This window comes from Chlorogloeopsis sp. ULAP01, assembly GCF_030381805.1.
Lineage (GTDB): Bacteria > Cyanobacteriota > Cyanobacteriia > Cyanobacteriales > Nostocaceae > Chlorogloeopsis.
Map to the genome: position 1 here is coordinate 1 of NZ_JAUDRH010000008.1, position 17,733 is coordinate 17,733.

Consider the following 17,733-nt stretch of genomic DNA (forward strand, 5'->3'; position numbering starts at 1 on the left):
CAGAACCGTCGTCCGTCGTCTTGGGGCAAGGGGCAAAGGGCATTCATGCATTGGCCAATGCCCAATTCCCAATTCCCGATGCCCGCGAAATCCCCCAGACTTCAGTCGGGGGATGAGCTTAACTTCCTCACCTCCTTGTTCCCATGTCTGCTTGTCACCTCTAACCTCCAGATTCTAGCCCTTAGTTTCTTGCGCTTTATTCTGCACTATATTTCTTGTTTCTACAAATAGCTTATAGATACTTTTGCAGTATTTTTTCTAGCTGCTGCACTGTTACACGGGGAGAAGGGCGGGGTATAGGTTGCATCTTCTCCTGTTTGTCATCCTGTTTTAGTACAAATAAAACAGGAACTTCATATTGATAAGCACCAAACCAATCTTCACGAGTGGTAATATCCCGAATTTCTAACTGTACAGACGCAAAATTTTGCATTTGTATAATTTCTTCTAGCTTTTCTTGCAAACCCTCACACAAATGGCATCCCGGCTTGCTATATAAAATTAATTGCATTTGTTTCCACCAATTTTGGCTGTATCCACAATTATCATCACTACAGTCTCGGCTTCGGGTGCTGTCAACCTATAGCTATTTAATTGTAAAAATACATCTATAACAGCAACAGAAATGCGTTTCTTACCATCTATAAAACATAGATTTCAAGTTTGCGCCGTAAATTCTTCAGGTGCAATGCCCCAATTCACCCAAACTATGGCTTCTCGCGCCGATTTTACATCCGGTGGTACGCGCAATACATGAATAAATCCCGTACTGGGACAAGTCATTTTTAATAAATAAATTGGCTCGAAATCAATTTCTTTTTCTATTTTTAATAATGTATATTCTTGATAGGAATCTAGCTCTACTGCCTGCAATTGTTGGATAATACGAGCGTAGCCAATACCCTGAATTAACACACGCCTGAGTTCCGCATTTTTTTCTGTTAACAACCACGAAGGCTGCCATTGATGTGGATGTAGCTTGCCGTATTTTTCTGGTAAGGTGACACCATGATGGGCGTAAAGGCTGTATCCGTCTGCAAACTGTATGGCGGGTTCACCTTCGGCGTGGAGGCGGTTTTGTTCATCGAAGCTGATTTTTGTGGGGCGATCACACACTACTGCTACCCTTTGGTAAGGGAATATCCAACCGCAAGACTGTGCTACTAATTGAAAGATTGGTAAAAGTTTTTGATCACCTTTGTAATTTAATGCAGAAGTCCAAAAATCTAACCAACTACAGTAACTACAAAAGCTAGCAGCAGGAATAAAATTACTATCATATTTTTCTTCCAATTCCTCTGTTAATTGACGATATAATTCTGTAAGATTAGTGTCTATTTGTAACTCGATACCATCTGCTAAGTCTATTTGTAATTGCTGACTTATATATTTCATTTGTGAAATGAATTGAAAATACAATGTTGTTTGAATATGGGTATGGATATCACTAGGATGTCTCAGAGCTAAATTATCTATCTGATTTTCTTTTTGTGCTGAAAAGAATTTTGAAATACCTAAACGCAACTGCAAAAAATTCCAGTTTAGTGGTTGAATAATTAAGCGTTCCAGCTTTGGCAAAGTCTTATTCATCGCTTCATAAGGACTTTCACAAAAGCTAACTTCTGGCTCATCAAGATTGCATAATTTATAAATTTCTTTTACTGCCTTAGTAGCTTGTTGTTGATTGATTCGCTCGGTTGAAAGTGCTATTTTTCTCCACTTTTCCCGATAGAATAAAATTAAAGTCTCTTGTTCTGGAGTTAGTTTATCTAACATACTGTTATCAAAAATATATCTACTTTAAAAATGACTTCAGAAATAAAAACCTGCTAGAGATAGGGCTTTTACAATACTCATTCTATTCTCTACCTATACTGCACACTTGCATTGAATTATGATTTTGCTGTGATGCAGTTGCTATAATTTATTATGTCAAAGTATGAGTGTAATATCTGCATCAAGTATGCCGATATCCTTCCAGAGTGCATGGCTGTCGCCACAATAAAGCGAAGCCGGCGACTCCGAAAGCTCCTACTACGTATATGGAGGCAGACTACTTATACTTAATTGCAGAATATGTTGGAATATCCAGAGCGAAAAGAATGCACGCTTTCTTTTTCTGGGTGAAATTGATGTCGCCAAATGCAGCCAGTATCATTTCCAAGGACGTGAATAGATACTGAAGGAGCAAATACTGTTGTTGTTTTTACTGCATGGATATCATCATCTGGGGGTAAAAGTTTGTAGATATCACCAACTTTCAGTTGTCGCACTCCAATTACTTCTAGTTGGGCATATCCTTCTACATCGCCTCGATCCACGCGGCGGTAAACAGTTTCTTCTTGTTTGCCTTTATACAAACCAACTAATCCCCAAGCCAAATGATCATAGACAGGAGTGGTTGAATTAGGAGGGATTACTAAACTAAATACACTTAACGAACGATCCTTGGAACGATAAAGTAGCCATTGCCCAATACCACCACCCATTCTGCTATCAGGATTCGGTTGAACAAAACGTTCCGGTAGCCAATTTTGTGTTGTCAGCAGTTGCTTAAAATAAGGTTCAAGCAGACTGAGAGTTTCAGCGCGATCGTAATTTGTGCGAGAGTTGATCTCATGAACTACGGTAACAAATTGCCGCAGTTGAGAACTGTCAATAAACCATTGGTCTTCTGTAAGCGGTTCCTGAATGGTAGTGTGATTCATGGGAAATTCCAATGAAAAGACGAAAGAAAAATGTCAATTCAAGATTTAAAATTGACAAACGTTAAATCTTTGCATAAGTAAGAAGTTAGTTGCTGTTTGTCAGTTGTTTTGTTGGATTTCTACACACACCAGCAGGATGAAATCTCAACCTTTGTTGATAGCGTCAAAGTAAAAAGGCTCAAATCTTGAATTTAGGGCAAATTTTTATGGTTGTAGAGCCATTTACTTCCACATAGTAGCTCAAATAGCTACCCTATTAATTGTTATAGCATAGCCACATATCTTACTGCCGTTAGTTTCTGCCGCTCATATCATCACGAGCTTGTTTACTGTTGGATATTGACTATTGGCACTGTATCAAATTACTTTAAGAATAATTTCAATATATTAATGAATATAATGTAATGCTGGCAATAAGAGTTTCATAAATATTGCCAGAAAGCAAAACCCAAGCGCCCCTATCTTCAACACAGCCCTTGCTATGAAATAATCTCTTCTATATTCCCTGTTAAAAGTTCCCCCAACCCTATTTTTAAGTTAGCTAATCATGGACAACATACAACGCTTGCGAGGAAATAGTTACTTAATATTACTTAACTTTTTACGAATCGCCTGAAAGTATTTTTGACAGTTAACCAGTTACTAGCAATAGGCATCCGCCAACCAGTACCAAAAGCGCGATCAGTGATTTTTAAGCCAGGAGGTGCTTGTCGCCGTTTGAATTCTGCACGGGCTACCATTTGAATCACTCTATCTACTACTACAGGATCGTGACCGTTGGCAACAATTTGAGCAGGTGATTGGTGATTTTCGATCAGGCGCTGCAATATGTCATCTAAGACATCGTAAGGGGGCAAAGAATCTTGATCAACTTGATTGGGTTTGAGTTCGGCACTAGGTGGTTTAGTCAAGACATTTTGGGGAATGATTTCGCCATTGCGATTTAACCAATGGCAAATTTCATAAACACGGGTTTTGGGAACATCGGCAATCACTGCTAACCCACCGTTCATATCGCCGTAGAGAGTACAGTAACCGACTGCCATTTCTGATTTGTTGCCAGTAGATAAAAGAAGATTGCCAAATTTGTTAGAAATTGCCATCAACAAATTACCCCGAATCCGGGATTGAATATTTTCCTCAGCCAGTCCAAACTCGGTATTGGCAAACAAATCTGCTAAGGATTTGTCATATGCTTGCATTAAGTTCCCGATTGGCAGGGTTGTAGTGCTGATGCCGAGATTCTCTGCCAAAGCCAAAGCATCTTGAATAGAATGCTGGGAACTGTAGGGTGAAGGCATGAGTACACCAAAGACATTATCTTTACCAAGTGCTGCTGTGGCGATCGCTGCTACAAGTGAGGAATCAACCCCACCGCTCAAACCTAGAACTACTTTAGAAAAGCCACTTTTGCGAACGTAATCCTGTACGCCCAACACTAAAGCTTGCCAAATTTCTTCTTCTTCACATTCGTAGTTAGGTGCAACAGAACTTAGCTGTAGATCTCGCTCCTCTTGATCAAAATCGATGATTACCAAGTCGGGTTGAAAACCGTGGGCGCGACAAATAATCTCACCTTGGCAATTTAAAGCAAAGCTTCTGCCATCAAAAATCAAGTCATCATTGCCACCCACTTGGTTAGTATAAATAATTGGTTGCTGAAAACGCATCGCACTATGACTGAGCATTGTTTCGCGAAATCGTTGTTTGCTGACAGTGTAGGGGGAGGCAGACAAATTGACGATAAAATCTACGCCTAAAATTGCTAGATCAGCAATTGGATTGGCAGTGTAACTACGTTTACCCCAAAATTCCTCATCATTCCACAAGTCTTCGCAAACTGTGACACCGATGTTGATACCATCTAAGGTAAAATAATTTGCTTGCAAGCCTGGTTCAAAATAACGGCGTTCGTCAAAAACATCGTAAGTAGGTAAAAGCCGCTTGTGGAAAACTTGTTGTACTTTGCCTGCTTCTAACCAGGCAATACTATTGAATAGGTTTTTACCGCCGGTGATGTGGGCTTGAGTATTTTCTTCTACAGTTCCAACCAAAACAGCTAAATGGGGCGGCAAATCTGTTGCTAACTGTTGCAAGGTAATAGTCATTGCCTCTACAAAACTAGGATTTAATAATAAATCCCGTGGAGGATAACCACATAAAGACAGTTCTGGTGTCAACAACAAACGCGTGCCTTCTGTTACTGCTTGTTGTGCTGCTTCTAAGATTTTTTGGGCGTTTTTGGGTAAGTCACCAATAGTAGGATTCAGTTGAGCGATCGCTATTTTCATTTTCCAGTTCAGGCTTGGGTGTTTCGATTTGAGATTAGCAGCGATTGGATAGCGGATATAACAAATAATTAATTTTTGGAAAATTACAGATTAATAATCAGTTATATCTGTAATTATGTTTGTTGCAAAGTTAGTTAAATAAATACCAAAGGTTTATCCTTAAAAGGGGCAAAAGCTTCAGCATTGAATTTATATAATGTTGCTGGACGCCCTGCTCCTCGTGACACTTTGATTCCGGTATCGCACAAAAAACCTAACTTGAGTAGACGTGCTCTAAAATTAGAATAATCGGAAAAATTTTCTCCTAAAACTGTAGTGTACAACTGATATAAATCATTCAAAGTAAATGTTTCTGGTAAGACTTCAAAAGCCACCGGACTGTACTCCAATTTATTTCTTAAACGTCTGTGTCCATAAGCCAGGATCTCGTTATGATCGAAAGCCAATTGCGGTACCTGCTTGACTGGATACCAAGCAATACCAGCTACTTTATCAGCAATTAATTCGGCTTCTTCAAATCGTACTAAGGCAAAGTAACTGACGCTGAGATAACGCACTCCATAACTATCTGTTGCTTCGCGCGGATCGCGTTTTGGCCCGCCAAAGGTATACAGTTGTTCTAAATAAAGATTTTTAACCCTGATTTTTTCAGCCATGATGCGATATGCCGCATCTTCTAGCGACTCGCCTTGACGCACTAAAGTACCGGGAAGTCCCCAATAATTTAAAAAAGGTTCTTGCTGTCGCATTACTAATAGTACTAACAGCCGATTTTGGGCAGTATCTACAGAAAAAATTACGTTATCAACGCCGACCTTAAAATCTGCCAAAGGTTGTTGATTTAGCGAATCTGCAAGCTTTTTTGGGATGCGTCCTGGCATTTGTACAAATGCTGTTGGTGAATATAGTCAATTACAGAGGGTGTGAGAGCTTCGGGATCTCCACTTTCACGATACGCTGTTGAGGATACTGGTGGGCCTGTTAACTCAGCGATCGCTATTTTTGCTCCCAGGTTTTCTAGTGTCTCTAAGCTAGATTGGTCTATCACATATCCTGGTCGCGGTACTACCAGAAGTTGTACTTGTTGCAACAAATCTTCAACCTGATACCAACGAGGTAGCTGAGTTAATAAATCTGAACCGACTACCAAAGTAAACTCTGTATTTTCTCCCCAACGTTCTTTTGCTTTTTCCACTGTTTCCAGCGTTCTCAAACTACTTAGTTGTTGTTCCAAGCTAATATTGTGCCGTGGCGAATCTATGTTGGCAATTAATAGTTGTAACATTGCCACCCGATGCTCTAGTGGTGTTTGGTGAGATTTAAAGGGATTATCTGCTGACCATACCACAACGCGATCATAATGGTGGGAGAGCCACTTAATGATAGCTTGATGTCCGGCAGTTGGTGGATCGGCACTTGTTCCAAATAAGGCAATTTTCATTTTGTTGTTAATTGTTAATTGTTAATTGCTATTAGCCATTAACCAAGACTGGTTTTTGATGTGTTTTCTCTGTCAATTCCCGCAAGCGATTGGAAATCGCCATTGGCACCGAAACAGGGTTCTCTAGAAGTCGAGTTTCTTCAGGTAAACTTTTTACTGAAGCAGCTGTACGTTCTCGGATAGTGCTTAAAGTTTCAGGTACTTGGATTCTTTTACCTGCTTGCATAAACAATTGCAATAAAGGTTGTTCTCCTAGAGGATTTTCATCTGCCAATCCCAAACAATCTGCTTTCACTTTTTCTCCCATAAACGAACGAAATACCTGCTTGCGCCCTGGATAAGTCATTTTTCCGCTCGACTCTTTCATGACGGGAATGCCATCAATTTCTACCAATTTGTAAACTCCGTTTACGGGTTTTCCTGTTACCAGTCGCGTTCCTACTCCATAGGCATTGATTTCAGCACCCGCAGTTTTTAGTCTTTGAATTTCCTGCTCGTCTAAATCACCACTAGCAACAATTGAGACATTTGGTAAAAGCGATCGCACTTGTTTTGACAAAGTGAGTAAATCCCCAGAATCCAGTCTGACTCCCACTAATGTCATTTTTCCTGAGCTTATCTTTACAGCTAATCGTTCGGCAGCAGCGATAGTGTCGTATGTATCTATTAACAATGGCGCATCAGGGAAATACCGTTGAAACGCCTCAAATGCTTCGTCTTCACTACCTTCGGTTGCTGCCAGCGCCATAACCAAAGCGTGTGCCATCGTACCACTAGGTTTTTCGTCTAGTTGTAGCGCTGCTAACACGTTTGATGTCGCATCAAAACCTGCTGCCAAGGCTGCCCGTGCTGCCCACAGGGAGGCTTGAGGACTAAATGCCCTTCTGGTGCCAAATTCTAGTAGCTGCGCTTGCTCTCCTGCTATATCACGCATCCTAGCTGCTCGCGTGGCAATAAGAGTTTGGTAGTTCAGGGTATTAAGTAAATAAGTTTCCACTAACTGCGCTTGCCACAAAGGTGCTTCCACTCGCAATAAAGGCTGATTCGCAAAGACTGCTGTTCCCTCTGGTACAGCCCACACATCCCCGGTAAAACGTCCCGATTCCAAAATCGACCAAAAGCGATCGCTTACATGAGCAAAAATTCCCGTTGCCTGTAAAGCCTCGATTTGAGATGAGGTGAAGCGGAATTTTTCCAAATATGCCAGCGCCTGTGTCAAACCCATCGCAATTAAATAACCAAAACCCTCTGGCAATTTCCTGACAAACAATTCAAAACTTGCTCGTCGTTGCTCTAAACCTTCACCCGTGTAACAAGCTGCCATTGTCAGCTGATACAAATCGGTCAGTAGGCTGTAGTCATCCGCAGAGAGTGTCAATTCCTGGTTTTCCGTACCTGGGAAACGTATCATGCGATCGCGCCTTTTCCAGAATGCTTCTTTTATTTATGGTAGTTTTTACCATAAATAATGTCAACTCATAGGCAACAATCGTAGAAATAAGCTGAAATAAGGTATTTTTACAGATATATTAATATAATTTTTGCCCAATATTTAATTATTTTTAATAGTCAGAATTAGTAATAGTTCAGTTTTCCCTTAGTCACGAATGATTAACCACCAATGTAGAGACGCGATTAATCGCGTCTCTACCTAACTACTGTACGGGAGGCAGCGCGCCCTTGCGGAGCCAGTGCGCCCTTGCGGGTTAAGCGCGTTGTAGCACCTGGCGTCGGGTTAAGCGCGTCGAGTGCGACTGCCGTGCGGGTTTAGAAGATAGATTATCGGTTTGTGCCGAAAAATAATCAGCAAAACCCGCCCCTACCAATGACGATATACTTAGCTCTGTTACAATTAGAATCAAAAGGAGAAGTTTGGCATTTTTGGCAAATTTAAGCTTTGCAAAACTCTATCAAAAAATATTGCAGAGGATATAAATATATTGAGACTTTGAGAAAGTCAAAAGCGTTAGACTTAAAGTATAGACATTCCCCTTTAAACACTTAAAAAATGGGAGTCTAAATTATGAGGGCTATCTCTAAACTTCTAGCTAGGCTTACCCAGTATATTACTGAAGCAGCAATACGGATTTTTGGCCCCAGTGATGATGCGTATCCTAACATTGGGGTACAACCCTTTAGTGGCGATCCCTATAAAGAAAGAACAGCCAATTGGTAGATGAGATATAAAATAAAGTCAATTAACATCAAAATCGGTGGAAAAAGAAATCTGACTCCACCGATTTTCTTTAACTAACTAATAATGATTATTTTCATATTGGGATATTAAATTTCTTTTTCGCCCACCTAGCCAGCGAATAATTTTATCAGCCCAACCATTAAAAAAGTGTTCAGTGAGGGTATCCTTTCCACCCCAGACAGGAATTTTGGCTCCGATTCTGGTGAAAAAGTCATATACGATAAATTGAGCCACTTTGTCTTGATTGATTGCTGCTGAATAAATCATTTGACAGGGATAAGCCAGAGTACCAACACTAGGAAGTAATCCAACTAAAAATGCAATCCAAGGTATTTCTTGACGTTTTCTTACTGCTTGTATACTTCTAAAAGAAGTATAGATAGTTCTATATATTGGCCCATCGATAACTAACCAGGTTAAAGACATTATTTCATTGATTGCTCCAAAAGAATACAATATTGGTATTAAGACATAATCAAATAATGTAATAAAGCCTTTAATACCAATATGAACGCCGAAATCATTTAAATAAGCACTGGAATTTTCACTATACAAATTAGCTGATAAATCATTAGCTGCTTCAGAAGTTATCTGTTTTCTTTTTTGCCATTTCTTGATTCTTTTTTCTACATAAATTCTTGCCATCTTTAATCGATAGCGGTGAGAGAAAAGAAACTTCCAAAATTGTTGAAAAAAACTTTTAAATCTAATTTGCTTGAGCTTATTCAATATTTTTTGCGGTAGATAGATAAATAATGTTTTTATAAACTGCGAAAATATTCTTATTAACTCTCGTCCGTACCAGCATAATCTATAACGAGAATACCAATTAGCTTGTTGTTGAGTAATATGACCTTTTTTCAGGTGATACTGAAGACTGCGATGAAATCTTTTCAGAGATTTCCATTTTTTTTGATGATGTTCTAAATAATTGATCTGCTCTAAAACCTCTAGATATTTTTGATTCCCAAGTTTTTTTTCTAAAGATATTTGGTTTTTAATTATATATTGCTTTAATCTATTAATATCAACATCATCAAACAAAGGGCCACGATTTTTAAAAGATTGGGGTAAATAAAACGAGAACAACGTTAGAATGTTCAAAGGGAATAATGCAGGAACACCAGACTCCAAATCTATCCAAACAAAAAAATATTCCCCGGAAGCATCTTCTTGTAATAAAAAATTATTTAAGGCTGATGGGCTACCTTTGCCAGCTTGCCATACTAAGCCATCTAAACCTGCTTGAATCAAGTATTGTTGCAAAGGAATCATGATTGAGTGGACTAATTCTTGCAACTCTTGGCTATGATGTTGATAAGGTTGGCGTAGGGCTACGTGTCTTCCTTCAATAAATTCTGTATCTAGCTGATATGCTTTAAATTCTTCATTCCATCCTCTGGAAATTGCATTTGAAACCTTGAGTTGAGACTCAAACCAAAATGGCACTAATTTAGTAACAATTTGGCGGCGATAGTAAGCACAGTTTAAAATATCTTCATTCCAGACATAGGGATTAGGAACACCAAAGAAAAAATAATGAACTAAATTAGCTAATTTATCTTCAAAAAATACTTTTCTAGCAATACTCTTGTCTGGAGTTTTAATTAGAAAAACTTTCCCAGAATGTCCTGCACCTAGTAATTTTATCGCTGGTGAACGACGTCGTAAATAAAACATAAAGTACCTCAGTTTTTATATTTTGATGCAGAACAGATGAGTATCACTGCCAGCAAAAACTTTTATAAGACTATTGCTATGACACTTGCAGATGTAGTTAATAAATATTCTATAAAGTTTTTCTTTGATTATTACTAATAAAAGTGACGCAAAAGTGACGAGTAAAAAATCAATAGTAAACTATACTAAATTAGCGCAAGGAGTCTTGTTTCAAAATTCTGGACTAGCCTATTAATCAATAGTCGTAATCTCAAATCCAAAATTCACGCATTGGTATTACTGATGATCCCATTCAAATTCTGCCAAAATCAGCAAGCACAACACCATTAAAGTACCTGTATAAATAAATTGCCATTCACTAAAAAAAGGTAAGAAGAAAATTCCCAAAAAATGAATAATGCTCGTGACAATTAGGGTACGCGATCGCACGCCTAAACCAGTACAAAAATATCCTAGAGCGCTTAAACCTAACCATAAAGGACATAGGTTTAATAATACTTTTGTCCAACCAAAGAAAACGCCCAAATCAGTTAATATCACTCCGAGCAGCATTAGCACTACCCAGCAATACAACACCCAGTTAACTCGTCTGCGCTGAACCCAGTATTGAGTCAAAATCACCATGATTACAGTACCAATAATACTGATGATTGACCACACAGTAGCTTGTAAATCCCAACTCACAGGTAGAAACTGGGCTGTTGCAAACATGGGTACAAGTAATAAAGCCCAAAGTATAAAAGCTCTATCTAAACGGGTATAGTAAGTCGAATAAATTTTTACCTTGCCAATTCGCCAGTCAATTTGCCAAGATCCTTCTAGATCGTGAATGTCTAGAGTTGCTTGTTTGCGACGTAGTGGCGGTACAGAATTATTAAAGAAGTTCATTTGATCGTTGCTGATTTTTAAGAAAATTTAAGCTTTTAAGCTTGAAAAATGTCGTATTCATTTTTTATCTATAAGTCAGCAACGTCGTATTGCTACTCTGCCTTTAGCATTGGTTTTAGTTAGTTTATACTAAATCTTGCGGCATAATTATGTTATGTTTTTTACATTCAACTAAGAACACGCGTCAACCTGTTGAAGTGAAGTCTCTGAAGAAATAAGGCAGAGGGCAGAAGGAAATAGAAGGGGACAAAGATACATAAGGACAAAGGGAAAAGGAAACACAGTCACAAGGTGAGTAAATATGAGTCATCTTCCTTCCCCTTGTCTCCCCATCCCCCCTTCTCCTTGTCCTCTTGTGTTCCTTGTTCCCTATCCCCTTTTAAGAGATATCTCTATAAATTGCGATATTGATACTGTTGTTGATTAAATTGTTTTTGCTCTAGTGTTAACACATCGTAATCAGTTGGCGGGCGCATATCCCACTGCCATTCAGCCAATATTAATAAACTACTTGCCATAACAATACCAGTAGTTAGAAACTGCCAACCGCCGCAGTAGGGTAAAACAGCAACACCAGCCAAATGAATTACAGCCATCACTAAAAATGTTTGCGATCGCACTGCCAACGCTGTACATAAGTAGCCAATAGCACTTAATATTAACCACAAAGGACACAAGCGCATTAATACTTCAACCCAGCCAAAAAAAATGCCCAAATCAGTTAGGGCAACGCCTCCAAACATCAAAATCACCCAGCAATACAACAGCCAACGTAGCTTTTCTACACTTACCCAAAACCATGTTAAAAAAATCATAATGATGGTGCTGGCTAAAGTAAGAATTGTCCAGAAAATGGCTTGTGTATACCAGCTGATTGGTAAAAATTGAGCTGTGATAAAAATTCCAGCACTGGCAATACCCCAAAGGATAAATACCTGATCAATACGGGTATAAAAACCAGACCATAAACTAAGTCTACCGATTTTCCAGTCTATACGTAATAGACCTTGTAAATCTTGAAAATCTAACTGTTGTTGTTTTTCGCGCAGCAGTGGTTGAGATAAGGGTAGAAAAGCCATCCAGAAATCTTTAACTTTAACTATTTAATAGTTTTTACTCAGTAAATGTAAACTTATGTAAAAGCTTAACAAATAATTAAAGTTTTGTAGAAAACAAATAAGCGATCGCTGAGAACTCTCTTGCAGATCCGCTTCATGGTAATTGTTTTCTTACAGTACAGGTGGAATCTAAAACTAGCCATGTTCTAGCATTGGCTATGAACTGCGTAAAGCTCCAAAAATAACAAGGCAAATCTTCAAAATTGTAGAGAAATGAATAAGTATTGAAAGAATTGCCTCATTAAAGCCAAAAAACGAGAAATTAGGAGCGCCAATTCATGTTTTGGAAGTTCGTGGTTAGTGCTTTAGTATTACCACTGAGCCTGGGATTAGAGGTAGCCGCCGCATCTGTAACGAGATCTGTAAAAGATGAAGTTCCGACTCAATCCTCTACTCAGCTACAGGCACATCAAGGTTTAGTTAATCCCATCGTTTGGGATCAACAAGCTAATCCGGGAGAAATCAAACAGACAGTAGACGAAAATAGTTACCAAATTAGTCACCATCGGCGACACTACAGACGACGCTATTACAGACGATACCACTACAGACCGCGCCACTATAGAAGGCATTACTACAGACGGCATTACTACAGACCGCACTACTATAGACGACATCACTACAGGCGGTACCACCATAGACCATATTACCAAGGGGTTTATTATCGTAATTGCCCGAATAACCACTATTATCGACGCGCCCGTTACCGCAGAGTTTACCGCCACGGAGTTGGTTACCCCTACTATTACAATGGTAACTACCGCAGAAACTACTACTACCACAGATAGATAGTGATCGCGTCTTAACTAGCCATTAACTGGGTTAGTAAAAAAGCCAGGGCTGCGCTACCCAATGGAACTGTCAAATTATCAATACCCAAAAAAGAAAAAGTTTCTAAACCAGTAGCAACAAGAGCTACGACTAGAGAGATAACCCAAGTTTGCCAGACGCTACCTTGGACGCTAAGTAAAATTAAACTAATAATCAAATAACTAACCACAGCCATTGTGAAGGAGCCTTCCCAGCTTTTTTGCCCTCCAAAGACTTTATACTTATGTTTACCAAATCGTTGTCCAATCAGTGCAGCCAATCCATCTCCCCATGCCATCACCACAATACCTAGTGCGGCATAATGAGGTTGTTGTATGTGCCAAAACCAAGCAATTAAAATACCTATACTTACAGCATAAAAGAAAGTTCCAAAGCTCTGGCGACCTACACTATTAATACCGGGAAGAATGGGAAAGCGGTAAGACAATAAGGTAACGCTACTCGCTACAATCGAAGCTGTAATGCCTGCGATCGCCGGAATATTTAGCCACCAGGCTAGCAAAATAACGTTACCTGTGCCAATATGCACTATCTTCCTCACAATCTCTGGATCTGCTTTGAAAAAACGATGAACTCCCCAAGCACTCAAATTCACCAGGGATAACCAAACGGCAACACTGGCAAGTTGTAGCCACGGAGGGATTGACTCTAAATTAGAGGAAAACAAAATCAGTAACTGTTAAAGATACAACTAGAAAATTTCGACCTTTAATCTCAATTTATTAGAAAAGCGTAACTTTATGAAAATATTATTGATTTGGTTAATTCGGTTCTACCGAACTTTTATCTCACCCATGTTTCTTCCGACGTGTCGCTTTCAACCTACTTGTTCTGCGTATGCCCTTAAAGCAATCGAAAGATTTGGGGTATGGCGTGGTTCGTGGTTAGCAATTAGACGTATCTCACGCTGCCATCCGTTTCATCCTGGTGGTTACGATCCAGTACCAGAACTAACAGAACAAACAAAAGATCATTGTTGATTTGAGATAGTTGCGATCGCTACTATAAATTTTTTGTCAAAAACTATACTAAAGTCTTTTGATGTGGTATTAAACTAACAATACCCTCACTTTAGGATGAACCTGTGAGCTTCTTGTAGAAACTTGCGGGTTTTCCCATGACATATGGAGATGGAGATTAGAGATAGAAGACTTATACCAATGCGTGGATTTTGGAGCCACTGCGCCCTTGCGGAGCCAGTGCGGTGGTGAGCCAGTGCGGTGGTGAGCCAGCGCGCCCTTGCGGGTTAAGCGCGTTGAGTGCAAGTGGCATGATTTTGGATTAAAAACATTGATTAATAGGCTAGTAACGCACCAAAGCCTTTGCTCTGTTTCTCTAAAATATCCTTCTATAGCAGGGTTAAACTTGCTTGAGTGTATCTGTATATTTATTTAATAAGCGGTTAAAAGTAGAGTGCAACGGAGCAATTATGCCTAAGGTTATGTAAATAGATATAATTAAACATAAAATACTGATTCCCAAGAACTAGATAGGACAATCTTTTGAATTTTGCTTAACAATGCACAGCAGATTAGCAGCATTACATGAGGCGTATTTCACATTTATTTGAAAACATCAAATATGTTGAAGTTATTGCCTGGTAAAAAGTAAAGAAATATTTATTTTTATTTTTCTATAGTCTACTTATCCTTAGATAATGCTTCCAATTTACGGTAATCCGAACCTTTAACCGTTCACATAAACTTTGTTGCATCTGTATTTTCCATGTTTGCCCTAAGAGGTTTGAGAGTATTGACTCTCTAATTTGTTGCAAAATATTTATCTAATATCTCCTAAGTAAAGTTTATTTTCATTCGCTGCGAGAATAATCAAAATGCTGTTAGTCTGTTAAATAAGAAAAAGGCTATTCAAGAGTTATTCACAGATATATTTTCACCTTAACAAAGCTTAACAATTAACCCTAAATTTCTAGATTTCAAACGAGCAGATTTACATTAATTCACCCTCAAAAAAATATGCGGAACCTTCTAAATCGAATTGGCAACATGAATATGAAACATTATTGTGATGCATGGATAGAAGAATGGTGCCAGGAAAATGGTTGGACAGATTTATTTATTGAGCGCTGTAATAGTTACTGGGCTTTTCCTCCAGGGGCGGTAATGCCGGAGCCGATTCCCATGCAAGTTCTCAGAGTAATTAAAGCAGAAAAGGGATTAACTGTAGAAGAGCGTTATTGGTCGTTCACCGCAGTAATAGCAACCATGATTGCGGCTTTTGTCACCTATTGGCTGAAATGTCCGATTCCCTTAGTTGCAGCTTTTGCTTTTAATGCTGTGACAGTGGCTCAACTAGAGGTTGAGGATGCTTATTAACAGCGCAGAAGGGGTAGGTTTCATATCAAAGAAGGAAGGTGTTGTGTCGCAGCACCTTCTTTTGCTATGGCTAACGTATAGGTTTTGGCAGAATAAATGTATTTTGTTTTTCGCGTGGCAATAGACTTTGGGCGTGATCGCGTGCTTGGATTGCTTGTTGATAGTCTGGCTTGAGTTTAATTGCTTGATTATAAGAGGCGATCGCTTCAGGGTAGCGTTGTAAATTCAATAAGGCATTACCTTTAGAAAACCAACTTTCATGGTGATTTGGTTTGTAGCGTGCTGCTCGGTTGTATGAGGCGATCGCTTCTTCGTATTTTTGTAAATTATAGAGTGAGTTTCCTCGGTTATACCATACAAGATAGTCATTGCGTTTTAATTCAATCGCCTGACTATAAGACTCAATAGCTTCCTCATAGCGTTGCATTTGATGTAGTGACCAACCCCTACCATACCATGCTTCAAAGTTGTTAGGACTATATTTAATTACTTGGTTAAATGATTCCAAAGCTTCAGGGTAGCGTTGTAAATTTATTAGGATATTGCTCCTAGATAACCCTGCTTGAGTATAAGTCGGCTGGGATTGTACCGCTTTTTCATAAGCTATAAATGCATCTTGATAGCGTCGCAAATTTACCAAGGCATTGCCCCGGTTGTACCATGCTTCTGCATAGCTGGGTTTAATTTCTAAAACTTTGTCGTATGCAGCGATTGCATCTTCGTATCTTTTTAAATTATGAAGTGCTAAAGCCTTATTATACCAAGCTTCGTCGTTTTCTTTATTCAAATTAATTGCTTCCTCATAAGCTTGAATTGCTTCATCATATTGCTTTAAATTACTGAAAACTTCTCCTTTCGCATTCCAGACTTGTGGAGATTTATGATCGAATTCCAAAGCTTTATCAAAAGAGGCGATTGCTTCTTGGTTACGCTGTAAATTCTTTAAGACAAAACCCCTACCTATCCAAGCTTCTAAATAATTTGGCTGAAGTTGAATAGCTTTGTCATAAGCAGTCAGTGCAGCTTTATATTCTTTCAACTTAAATAGTGCTTTGCCTTGCCCATTCCAAGCTTCGGCATAATCTGGTCTAATTTTAACTGCTTTTTCATAAGTTAATAAAGCATCTTGATAGCGCTGTAAATCATAAAATGTATTTGCTTGCTTATATAATTCTGTAGAGTTGACAGAATTGATAGTATAAATAGCGTATATAATTCCTGCTGTAACTAATCCCACTAAAAATCCTGTTGTCAAAATTTTGATAAATATATTTTTTTTGCGTTTCTTAATTTGGTTTAGATTTTGATTGAATGGGCGAGTATGTAATGTAAGTGTTTGAGAAATGGGGTTACGCAAATCTTTCAAAGCTTGTAAAGCTTCCGTTGCCGAAGGGTAGCGTTGGCGAAAGTCATAGCGCACCATTTTATCTATAAAATTTGCAAGTTCATGGCTGACTTGGGCTTGATTTTGCCAAATAATTTCATTTGTCTCCGTATCTTTTTCTAGTTGTTCGGGAGATAAACCAGTGAGAGCTTGAATGCCAATGATCCCGACTGCATAGATGTCACTGCTGTATTTAGGATTGCCTTGAGCTTGTTCGCCAGGAATATACCCAGGAGTACCGATCGCAACAGTAAATTTGGTTTTACCATTGAGGCTAACTACCTGGGTTGTAATTTCTTTAACTGCACCAAAATCAATTAAAAATAACTTGCCATCCTGCTTGCGTCTAAGTAAGTTATAGGGGTTAACATCGCGGTGGATTACCTTTTGTCGATGAACAAAATCTAAGATTTGCAAAATTTCTTGCAGAAGAGATATTACTTGGTCTTGACTAAAAGTTTTACCTGGTGTTATCTCTTGACTAAGATCATGACCTTCAATGAATTCCTGGACAAGATAAAATTCTTCCTTTTCTTCAAAGAATGCCAAAAGCTGGGGGATTTGCTCATGCGTCCCTAATTTATACAGAACTTGAGCTTCCGTATCAAATAAACGTCTGGCTGTTTGCAATGCGACTGGATCTGTTGTTTGGAGTTTAAGCTTCTTCACAACACATTGAGGATTACCAGGTAATTGAGTGTCACATGCAACATAAGTTTCACCAAATCCTCCTCCTCCCAAGTGCTTAAGAATTTGGTATCGTCCAACAAGTATGTTTCCCAGCATCTGGTTTTTCTAGTTGAATAGATTACAATCTGATTCCGATCTTGCCACAGTTCAAGGAGAGAGTGGGGGAGAG

The 17,733-nt window shown here is 38.9% G+C and carries 16 protein-coding genes; 4 read left to right on the forward strand and 12 right to left on the reverse strand.

Annotation, left to right across the window (positions count from 1 at the left end):
* Positions 1 to 232 precede the first annotated feature (232 nt).
* From QUB80_RS16790 to QUB80_RS16820, 7 genes are all read right to left on the reverse strand, one after another.
* Positions 233 to 511, reverse strand: coding sequence for a glutaredoxin family protein (locus QUB80_RS16790; protein ID WP_289790669.1), 279 nt, complete (start codon positions 509 to 511; stop codon positions 233 to 235).
* A gap of 146 nt (positions 512 to 657) precedes the next feature.
* Entirely contained in the window at positions 658 to 1,776 is a 1,119-nt protein-coding gene (locus QUB80_RS16795) for a DUF6745 domain-containing protein (RefSeq protein WP_289790670.1), read from the reverse strand.
* Positions 1,777 to 2,063: 287 nt separating this feature from the next.
* Positions 2,064 to 2,708: a cysteine dioxygenase family protein gene (locus QUB80_RS16800; protein WP_289790671.1), complete on the reverse strand. Its 645-nt coding sequence runs from the start codon at positions 2,706 to 2,708 to the stop codon at positions 2,064 to 2,066.
* Between the two features lie 593 nt (positions 2,709 to 3,301).
* Positions 3,302 to 4,999 (reverse strand): NAD+ synthase, encoded by a 1,698-nt coding sequence (locus QUB80_RS16805; protein WP_289790672.1) that lies wholly within the window; start codon positions 4,997 to 4,999, stop codon positions 3,302 to 3,304.
* A 134-nt stretch (positions 5,000 to 5,133) separates the two neighbouring features.
* A complete protein-coding gene (locus QUB80_RS16810) occupies positions 5,134 to 5,880 on the reverse strand; it encodes an NUDIX hydrolase (RefSeq protein WP_289790673.1) in 747 nt (248 codons plus the stop codon).
* On the reverse strand, positions 5,841 to 6,440 hold the full coding sequence (locus QUB80_RS16815) for a nicotinate-nucleotide adenylyltransferase (protein WP_289790674.1): 600 nt from the start codon (positions 6,438 to 6,440) through the stop codon (positions 5,841 to 5,843). Before QUB80_RS16815 ends, QUB80_RS16810 begins: the two co-directional genes overlap by 40 nt.
* A gap of 31 nt (positions 6,441 to 6,471) precedes the next feature.
* The gene (locus tag QUB80_RS16820) at positions 6,472 to 7,851 is read right to left on the reverse strand and encodes a nicotinate phosphoribosyltransferase (RefSeq protein WP_289790675.1); all 1,380 of its coding nucleotides are present in this window, start codon (positions 7,849 to 7,851) and stop codon (positions 6,472 to 6,474) included.
* A 612-nt stretch (positions 7,852 to 8,463) separates the two neighbouring features.
* Here QUB80_RS16820 and QUB80_RS16825 point away from each other — a divergent pair.
* Positions 8,464 to 8,616 carry a hypothetical protein gene (locus QUB80_RS16825; protein ID WP_289790676.1) on the forward strand — a complete coding sequence of 51 codons (153 nt, stop codon included), beginning with the start codon at positions 8,464 to 8,466 and terminating at the stop codon, positions 8,614 to 8,616.
* Between the two features lie 78 nt (positions 8,617 to 8,694).
* Here QUB80_RS16825 and QUB80_RS16830 read toward each other — a convergent pair whose 3' ends face one another.
* The 3 genes from QUB80_RS16830 to QUB80_RS16840 form a co-directional block, all read right to left on the reverse strand.
* Complete coding sequence (locus QUB80_RS16830; RefSeq protein WP_289790677.1) at positions 8,695 to 10,317, reverse strand: hypothetical protein; 1,623 nt, start codon at positions 10,315 to 10,317, stop codon at positions 8,695 to 8,697.
* Positions 10,318 to 10,593: 276 nt separating this feature from the next.
* A complete protein-coding gene (locus tag QUB80_RS16835; protein WP_289790678.1) occupies positions 10,594 to 11,205 on the reverse strand; it encodes a hypothetical protein in 612 nt (203 codons plus the stop codon).
* Between the two features lie 392 nt (positions 11,206 to 11,597).
* Positions 11,598 to 12,284: a hypothetical protein gene (locus tag QUB80_RS16840; RefSeq protein ID WP_289790679.1), complete on the reverse strand. Its 687-nt coding sequence runs from the start codon at positions 12,282 to 12,284 to the stop codon at positions 11,598 to 11,600.
* A gap of 317 nt (positions 12,285 to 12,601) precedes the next feature.
* On the opposite strand from QUB80_RS16840, the gene QUB80_RS16845 reads away from it, so the two are divergent.
* Complete coding sequence (locus tag QUB80_RS16845; RefSeq protein ID WP_289790680.1) at positions 12,602 to 13,111, forward strand: hypothetical protein; 510 nt, start codon at positions 12,602 to 12,604, stop codon at positions 13,109 to 13,111.
* A 14-nt stretch (positions 13,112 to 13,125) separates the two neighbouring features.
* Here QUB80_RS16845 and QUB80_RS16850 read toward each other — a convergent pair whose 3' ends face one another.
* The gene (locus tag QUB80_RS16850; RefSeq protein WP_502875303.1) at positions 13,126 to 13,821 is read right to left on the reverse strand and encodes a diacylglycerol/polyprenol kinase family protein; all 696 of its coding nucleotides are present in this window, start codon (positions 13,819 to 13,821) and stop codon (positions 13,126 to 13,128) included.
* A 73-nt stretch (positions 13,822 to 13,894) separates the two neighbouring features.
* Between QUB80_RS16850 and yidD the strand changes: the two genes are divergently transcribed.
* Both yidD and QUB80_RS16860 read left to right on the forward strand, forming a co-directional pair.
* Positions 13,895 to 14,134 carry a membrane protein insertion efficiency factor YidD gene (gene yidD / locus QUB80_RS16855; protein WP_289790681.1) on the forward strand — a complete coding sequence of 80 codons (240 nt, stop codon included), beginning with the start codon at positions 13,895 to 13,897 and terminating at the stop codon, positions 14,132 to 14,134.
* A gap of 1,032 nt (positions 14,135 to 15,166) precedes the next feature.
* On the forward strand, positions 15,167 to 15,490 hold the full coding sequence (locus QUB80_RS16860; RefSeq protein ID WP_289790682.1) for a slr1957 family protein: 324 nt from the start codon (positions 15,167 to 15,169) through the stop codon (positions 15,488 to 15,490).
* Between the two features lie 70 nt (positions 15,491 to 15,560).
* On the opposite strand, the gene QUB80_RS16865 is transcribed toward QUB80_RS16860, so the two are convergent.
* Positions 15,561 to 17,660 carry a serine/threonine-protein kinase gene (locus QUB80_RS16865; RefSeq protein WP_289790683.1) on the reverse strand — a complete coding sequence of 700 codons (2,100 nt, stop codon included), beginning with the start codon at positions 17,658 to 17,660 and terminating at the stop codon, positions 15,561 to 15,563.
* Positions 17,661 to 17,733 lie beyond the last annotated feature (73 nt).